Source organism: Salinivibrio sp. MA427 (assembly GCF_001996115.1).
Lineage (GTDB): Bacteria > Pseudomonadota > Gammaproteobacteria > Enterobacterales > Vibrionaceae > Salinivibrio > Salinivibrio costicola.
Genome location: NZ_MUFH01000487.1, coordinates 1 through 1,136 on the forward strand (window position 1 = coordinate 1; position 1,136 = coordinate 1,136).

Here is a 1,136-nt window from a genome sequence, read left to right on the forward strand (position 1 = left end):
CCATTAGGGATGGCTGATACGCGCTCTATCCGCGAAGCGGCCAACAAAATCAAAGCGGCGCATAATCCGGTATTCTTACTAGGGTTACAAGCCAGCCGTCCTGAAAATGCCGCAGCTATTCGCGCTCTACTCAATCGTACTCAGCTTCCCGTCATCGGGACCTATCAGGCTGCTGGTACCGTCGACATCACCTACTATCAGCGCTTTGCGGGTCGGGTCGGCTTATTTAATAATCAACCCGGTGATCTCTTGTTAGCGAACGCAGATCTGATCGTCACCATTGGTTTTGGCCCAATTGAATATGATCCAGAGCTTTGGAACACGCAACACACCGATATTATCCATATCGATGTGGCACCAGCAGAAATTGAGCACTATTACCGCCCTAGCGTGGAGCTCGTTGGCCAGATTGAGCCCACCCTTAATGCGCTCACCGAACAACTCGACCATCAATGGCTGATGCCCGCATCAACAGTTGATTTACTTGAAGAAGTGGCCCACCAGCGCCAAGCAATTCGAGCATACAGTCGTTCACACCAAGATTTTGCCATGCATCCACTGCATTTGATTAAAGCCATGCAGGATGTGATCACTCCAGACACCACCTTGTGCTTAGACATGGGCAGCTTCCATATTTGGATTGCGCGCTATCTTAATTGCTTCCGCTCTCGGCAATTATTGGTCTCTAATGGCCAACAAACCATGGGCGTCGCCTTGCCGTGGGGAATTGGCGCGAGCTTGCTCAACCCCGACCGTAAAGTGGTGTCCGTGTCCGGAGACGGTGGATTTATGCAATCGAGTATGGAGCTAGAAACGGCAGTGCGTCTCAAGTGTAACTTGCTGCACATCATCTGGGTCGATAACGCCTATAACATGGTGGAAATGCAGGAAGTTAAAAAGTACCAACGTTATTCAGGGGTGAAATTTGGTCCGATTGATTTTAAAGCCTATGCCGAATCCTTTGGCGCCAAGGGCTATGCGGTCACACGACAAGAAGATTTAGTCATCCAACTTAAACAAGCCATAGATACTCAAGGCCCAGCTGTTATCGCCATTCCCGTGGACTACAGCGACAACTTTAAGCTGATGGCCCCCCGAGAAGCCGGCAGCATGGATCCGGTATTTGCTTAATAGAT

At 50.0% G+C, this 1,136-nt stretch carries 1 protein-coding gene; it reads left to right on the top strand.

The features are described 5' to 3' along the window. Nucleotides 1-1,131, top strand: a 1,131-nt coding sequence (gene alsS / locus BZG79_RS15810; RefSeq protein WP_108743330.1) for an acetolactate synthase AlsS, incomplete at its 5' end; no start/stop codon positions are given. Nucleotides 1,132-1,136 lie beyond the last annotated feature (5 nt).